The organism is uncultured Amnibacterium sp. (assembly GCF_964245895.1).
Lineage (GTDB): Bacteria > Actinomycetota > Actinomycetes > Actinomycetales > Microbacteriaceae > Amnibacterium.
This window is the reverse complement of sequence record NZ_CAXTOQ010000152.1, coordinates 1-6,456: the sequence shown is the minus strand read 5'-3', so window position 1 is coordinate 6,456 and position 6,456 is coordinate 1. Positions and strand designations below refer to the sequence as shown.

Here is a 6,456-nt window from a genome sequence, read left to right as displayed (position 1 = left end):
GGGAGCGGCGAAGCCGCTCCTGAACCATGGGCACAGCAGGGAGCGGCGAAGCCGCCCCTGAGCAAGGCGTCAGTCGCGGGGCAGGCTCACCTGCACGAGGTCGCCGTTGATGCGCGCGGTGAAGCGGATCGCCGGCGCGGTCGCCGGGCCGTGGACCACCTCGCCGGTGGCGATGTCGAACACGCTGCCGAGCGGGGTCGTCACGGTCGCGGAGGCGTCGCCCGGGTCGTCGAGGGTCCCGTCGACGAGCGACTCGCCGAGGTGCGTCGACACGTCGGAGAGCACGTCGATCCGGCCGCCGCGCCGCAGCACGTACAGCGCCTCGCCGGCGACCTCGCGACGCACGGGCTGCTCCTCCGGCAGGTCGTCGAGCGGGCCGAGCGTGTGCCAGCCGGCGGGGAACCGCTGCAGCACCGCGTTCGCGTGGTTCGCCCCGAGCGCCTGGCGGTAGCCCAGGTGGCCGCCGAGGTAGCCGCCGAACCCGACCAGGCCGAAGCCGACGAACGACAGCGCCTTCCCGACCGTGTCGTGCCCGCGGGCGCGCGCCAGCCAGGAGGCGGCGTACAGCACCCACGCGGACTCGTTCGCCGCGGCGTGCACGATCCCGACGCGCTGCTGCTCGCGCCGGCCGCGCGCCCAGTCCACCCAGCCGGTGAGGATCGCCGGTGCGGCCGCCACCACCCCGACGCCGATGAGGGTGCGGGACGCGTGCCCGGATCCGGGCAGCAGGTCGAGCACCGCCGCCCCGATCCACGTCCCCGCCGGTACGAGCACGATCGCGGGATGCACCGGATGGCCGGCCGGCACGCCGTGCAGCACGTCCTCGAGCGCGCGGGGCTTCAGCAGGGCGTCGACCACGCCGTGCACGCGGGACACGATCGGGTCGAGGACCTTCGCGTCCTCGAGTCGGGTCAGGGGCTTCAGGAACGGCAGCTCGCGCACGCGCCCAGCCGACTCCTCCGGCGCCGCCCGCCGCAAACCCGCGGGGCGGGTCCGCAGCGAACGTGCAGGAGATCGGCGGGCGGCGGGCTACAGCAGCAGGGCCGCGAGCGCCGCGTCGATCTCATGCGTCGCGCGCAGCGGACCCGGCAGCGGCGTGCCGTAGAAGCCGTGGATCAGCCCGGGGAACGTGCGCTGCTAGACCTGCACGCCCGCCGCCGTGAGCGCTGCCGCGTAGGCGACGCCCTCGTCGCGCAGCGGGTCGTACTCGGCGGTCGCGACCACCGCGGGCGCGACACCGGCGAGGGAGGGGGTCAGCAGCGGCGAGATCCGCCAGTCGGCGGCCAGGTCGCGCGCCTCCGCCGAGTCCGTCGTCACCCCGAGGTAGTGGGCCGAGAACCACGCCATGTCGGCCGCCGTCAGGAAGTACCCCGCCGCGTTCTCGGAGCGGGAGGGGTAGCTGCCGGCCGGATCGACCGTCGGGTAGGCGAGCAGCTGCGCCGCGAGAGCGACCCCCTCGTCCCTCGCTCGGATCGCGGTGACGGCGGCGAGGTTCGCGCCCGCGCTGTCGCCGGCGACGACCAGGCGGTCCGCGTCCCCGCCGAACGCGTCGATGTGGTCCGCGACCGAGGCGAACGCGGCCCAGGCGTCGTCGACGCCCGCCGGGAACGGGTGCTCCGGCGCCAGGCGGTAGTCGACGCTGACGACCACCGCGCCGAGGTCGAGGGCGAGGAGGCGCACCGTCACGTCGTGCGTGTCCAGGTCGCCGATCACGAAGCCGCCGCCGTGCAGGTACACGATCGTGGGCGCCGGGGTCGGGGCGTGCGGGCGGTAGACGCGGGCGGGCACGCCGCCGACCTCCGTGTCCTCGACGGAGTCCATCGGCGGCAGGGCGGCGGGGTCGCGGCCCTCGATGCCCGCCATGGCGCGCAGCATCGCCCGGCCCTGCGCGGGCGTGCCGTCGGACATCGCGGGGACGTGCCGGTTCTGCAGGTCGAGCAGCATCGCGGCGGTGTCGGGGTCGAGCGGCATGGTGCCTCCTTCATCGTGTTCGAAGCGCGGGCCTGCCGCTCTCAGCCCTCTTCCTCGGCGTGTCGGGGCAGGAAGCGGCACGTCCGCGGGTGGGGTCAGCGGTAGCGGTAGAAGCCCTCGCCGGACTCCACGCCGAGCAGGCCTCGATCGAGGTAGTGCTCCTTCAGGTACGCCGCCCAGGGCGCCCCCTGCGGGTTCGCGCTCGCGATGGCGTACGCCGTGCGCAGGCCGACGACGTCGTAGATCTGGAACGGTCCGGCGGGCGCGCCCGTCGCGACCCTCCAGGTCGTGTCGATCGTCTCGGGCGTCGCCACGCCCTTCACCAGCAGCTCGGCGGCCGCGGACAGGAACGGGATGAGCAGGGAGTTCAGCACGTAGCCGGCCTGCTCCCGGTGCAGCCGGATCGGCACCATGCCGATCGCGACGGCGAACACCTCCACCCGGTCGGCGACCGCGACGTCGGTCTCGGGCGTGCCCATGATCTCCGCGGTGTTCTGTCGCCAGATGCGGTTCGCGAAGTGCAGGGCGAGGAAGCGGTCGGGGCGCCCGGTCGCGTCGGCGATCGCGCTCGGCAGCAGGCTGGAGGAGTTCGTCGCGAAGACCGTCTGCTCGGGGGCCGCGGCGCCGACCCGCGCCCACGCGTCCCGCTTCAGCGCCAGCGTCTCCGGCACCGCCTCGATCACGAGGTCCGCCTTCCGCACCGAGTCGGCCAGGTCGGCGGTCAGCCGGATCCGGCCAGGAGCCGAGCGGTACGCGTCCGGATGGGCGACCTCGCCGGCAGCGGCGGCCGCGAAGGCGTCGAGCCGCCCCCGGCCGACCTGCAGCGCGGCGTCGTCGACGTCGTAGGCCGTGACCTCCACGCCGTGCGCGGCGGTCTGCAGCGCGATCTGCGCGCCGAGCACGCCGAGGCCGAGCACGGTGACGCGACCGAAGGGGGAGGGGCTCACGAGGTCCTTTCGAAGCGCAGGGCGCGCCCGCGGTGGTCGAGACGGAACAGCAGCAGGTCGCGCAGGTAGTTCTGGTGCACCCGCCAGGGCGACCGGCGGCTCTGCCGGGGCAGCAGGTGCATCCCGCGCTGGATGTAGCCCGCCGCGAGGTCGATCACCGGCGCGGTGGGGCCGGCGTCGGCGGGGGCGTCCGCCACGACGACCGGGGTGCCGCGACGGCGCATCCGCGTCAGCAGGTCCACGACCGCGTTCGCGACGAGGTCCGCGCGCAGGGTCCAGGAGGCGTTGGTGTAGCCGATCGTGTACGCGAGGTTCGGGACCCCGGTCAGCATCATGCCCTTGTAGGCGATGGTCGCTCCTGGATCGATCGCGCGGCCGTCGACGTCGACGCGCATGCCGCCGAGCACCAGCACGTTCAGCCCGGTCGCCGTCACGAGCACGTCCGCGTCCAGCCGGCCGCCGGAGGCGAGCCGCACGCCGCGCTCGTCGACGCGGTCGATGCGATCGGTGACGACGTCCGCGTCGCCGGCGCTGATCGCGCGGAAGAGGTCGCCGCCCGGGACGGCGCACAGCCGCTGGTCCCACGGGTCGTACCGCGGCGAGAAGTGCGTGTCGACGTCGAAGGACGCCGGCAGCTTCGCCTTCGCGGCCTTCCGCAGCACGGCCTTCATCGCGGCGGGGCGGCGGCGGGCGTACTGGTAGAGCAGGACGGCGCCGAGGATGTGCTTCGTCCGCACGGCGCGGTAGGCGAGCCCGGCGGGCACCCTGCCGCGGAGGCGGACGGCGAGCGGGTCGCGGGAGGGGATCGCCGCCACGTAGGTGGGGGACCGCTGCAGCATCACGGCGTGCGCGCCCTGCTTCGTCAGCGCGGGGATCAGCGACACGGCGGTCGCCCCGCTGCCGATGACGACGAACCGCCGGCCGGCGGCGTCGAGGTCGGCCGGCCAGTGCTGCGGGTGCACGACCGGGCCCGCGAACGTGTCGAGGCCCGCGATGTCGGGGGAGTAGCCCTCGTCGTAGCGGTAGTACCCGGTGCAGGCGAACAGGAACGAGCAGGTCATCGTAGTCGTGGTGCCCTGCTCGCCGTCGCGCCACTCGCCGGTCGCCGCGGGGTCGCGGTGCAGCACCGTCAGCTCCCACAGCGCCCGCTCGCTGCGCCAGGAGGCGGCGACCACCCGCTGCCGCAGGCGGACGAGGCCGGCGACCCCCGTCTCCGCCGCGGCCGCCAGCACGTACTCGCGGATGTCGTCGCCGTCCGCGACGGCCTTCTCGCCCGGCCACGGGCGGGCGGCGTAGCCGAGCGTGTACATGTCCGAGTCCGATCGGACGCCGGGGTACCGGAACAGGTCCCAGGTGCCGCCGACCGCGTCGCGGGACTCGAGCACCGCGACCGATCGGTCCGGCGTCCGGCGTCGCAGGGTCGCCGCCGCGCCGATGCCCGACAACCCGGCGCCGACGATCACCACGTCCAGGTGCTCCGTCATCCTCGACCTCCCGCTCCAGCACTGTACTGACACCTCGTCGAAGAAGTCGACACCGTGTCGAGTCCTCTCGGTAGGCTCCCGGCATGACCCTGTCGACCCGCGGACGGCGCACGGCCCGACCCTCCGGGGACGACCGGCAGCGCGCGATCGTCGAGGCCTTCGAGGGGCTGCTGCGCGCCCGGCCGATGGCCGACGTGGCGATCGACGAGATCGCGGCGGGCGCGTCGATCTCCCGCAGCGCGTTCTACTTCTACTTCCCCTCCAAGCACGCCGTCCTGCTCGAGCTGCTGGACCGGATGGTCGCGGAGGTGGACGAGCGGCTCGCCGCCGTCGGCGCTCCGGGCGAGGACGCGGCCGCGTGGTGGCGCAGCGCGATCGCGGTCTTCGTGGACGTGTTCGGCGCGCACCGGGCCGTCACGGTGACGCTCGCGGAGGCGCGGGCGACGGTGCCCGAGCTGCGCGACGAGTGGGCGCGCCGGTCCGGCCGCTGGGTCGAGCTGACCGCGTCGACGCTCGTCGCCGAGCGCCGGCGGGGCCGCGCCCGCGAGATCGTCGATCCGCGCGCGACGAGCGTCGCGCTGCACGCCATGAACGAGCGGGTGCTGGTCGCCTCCTTCGCCGGGGAGCAGCCCGCGCTCGCGCCCGAGGTGGTGCTCGATGTGCTCGCCGACATCTGGTGCGCGACGATCTACGGCACCCCCCGCCCCTGATCCGTTTCGAAGGCGATCCGGTCCGACCGGATCGCCTTCAGAACGAAGGCGCGGGACGGGCTACGCCGGGGTCGGCGCCTGCTCGGCTGACCAGACGCGGGTCAGCTCGCGCTTCAGGACCTTGCCGGAGGGGCCGAGCGGCAGCTCGTCCACCAGGTGCACGACCCGCGGGAACTTGTAGGCCGCGATCTTCTCCTTCGTGAACGCGACCAGCTCCTCCGCGGTCGCCTGCTGGCCCTCGCGCAGCACGACCGCGGCCTCGACCTCCTGGCCGTGCGTCTCGTGCGGCGTGCCGAAGACCGCAGCCGCCTGCACCGCCGGGTGCCGCATCATCACGGCCTCGACCTCGGTCGGGTACACGTTGTAGCCGTTCCGCAGGATCATGTCCTTCTTCCGGTCGACGATCGTCAGGTAGTCGTCCTCGCCCATCGTCGCCAGGTCGCCGGTGCGGAACCAGCCGTCGACGACCGACGAGGCGTTCGCCTCCGGCCGCCCGAGGTAGCCCTTGAACAGGTCGTGCCCGCGCACCACGAGCTCGCCCAGCTCGCCGCGCGGCAGCTCGACGATGCGGTCGTCGACGTCCGCGTCCGCGATCACGACGTCGACGCCCCAGATCGGCACGCCGACCGTGCCCGGCCGGATGTCCCGCCCGATCGGGTTGAACGACACGACCGGCGACGTCTCGGTCAGCCCGTAGCCCTCGTACACGGTCGCGCCGAAGACCTCCGAGAACTCCTCCAGCACCGCGAGCGGCAGCGGGGCGCCGCCGGAGACCGCGTACCGCAGCTGCGGCTTCGGCGCGCCCGATCGGGCGCCGGCGAGCAGCCCGACGTACATCGTCGGCACCGCCGTGAAGACCGTGGCGCCGTGCTCGGCCATCGCGGTGAGCGCGGCGACCGGCTCGAACTTCGGCAGCAGCACGATCGTCGCGCCGCGGCGGAACCCGGTGTTCAGCACGCAGGTCTGGCCGAACGTGTGGAAGAGGGGCAGCCCGCCGAAGATCACGTCGTCGTGCCGCATGTCGAACAGGTCGATCAGCTCGACGTGCACCTGCTCGACGAGGGAGAAGTGGCTGCCGATCGCGCCCTTCGGCGCCCCCGTCGTGCCGCTCGTGTACAGCAGGGTCGCGGGATCGAGCGGGCTCATCGCCTCCTGCCGGAGGATCGGCTCGGCCTCCGCGGCGAGGGCCTCAAGCCGCGGGATCGGCGCGAGGTCCTTCGCCGCCTCCGGCAGCAGCACCGAGACGGCGTCGACCCCGGTCTCCATCGCGGCCGGCAGGGCCTCGCCGAGGCTCGGGGCGCCGATCACGACCAGCTTCGCGCCGCTGTCGCGCAGGACGTGCGC

General features: G+C 74.1%; 6 protein-coding genes. 1 reads left to right on the top strand and 5 read right to left on the bottom strand.

Annotated features, from left to right (window positions below):
• Positions 1-69: 69 nt before the first annotated feature.
• From ACFE60_RS15790 to ACFE60_RS15775, 4 genes are all read right to left on the bottom strand, one after another.
• On the bottom strand, positions 70-942 hold the full coding sequence (locus ACFE60_RS15790; RefSeq protein ID WP_375389816.1) for a DUF2231 domain-containing protein: 873 nt from the start codon (positions 940-942) through the stop codon (positions 70-72).
• A 195-nt stretch (positions 943-1,137) separates the two neighbouring features.
• Positions 1,138-1,971, bottom strand: a complete 834-nt coding sequence (locus ACFE60_RS15785; RefSeq protein ID WP_375389815.1) for an alpha/beta hydrolase — start codon at positions 1,969-1,971, stop codon at positions 1,138-1,140.
• A 95-nt stretch (positions 1,972-2,066) separates the two neighbouring features.
• A complete protein-coding gene (locus tag ACFE60_RS15780; RefSeq protein WP_375389814.1) occupies positions 2,067-2,918 on the bottom strand; it encodes a 3-hydroxyacyl-CoA dehydrogenase in 852 nt (283 codons plus the stop codon).
• A complete protein-coding gene (locus ACFE60_RS15775) occupies positions 2,915-4,402 on the bottom strand; it encodes a flavin-containing monooxygenase (protein ID WP_375389813.1) in 1,488 nt (495 codons plus the stop codon). Before ACFE60_RS15775 ends, ACFE60_RS15780 begins: the two co-directional genes overlap by 4 nt.
• 83 nt (positions 4,403-4,485) lie before the next feature.
• Here ACFE60_RS15775 and ACFE60_RS15770 point away from each other — a divergent pair, with 83 nt between their 5' ends.
• The gene (locus tag ACFE60_RS15770) at positions 4,486-5,112 is read left to right on the top strand and encodes a TetR/AcrR family transcriptional regulator (RefSeq protein WP_375389812.1); all 627 of its coding nucleotides are present in this window, start codon (positions 4,486-4,488) and stop codon (positions 5,110-5,112) included.
• Between the two features lie 60 nt (positions 5,113-5,172).
• Here ACFE60_RS15770 and ACFE60_RS15765 read toward each other — a convergent pair.
• A partial coding sequence (locus tag ACFE60_RS15765; RefSeq protein WP_375389811.1) for an AMP-binding protein occupies positions 5,173-6,456 on the bottom strand: 1,284 nt, incomplete at its 5' end.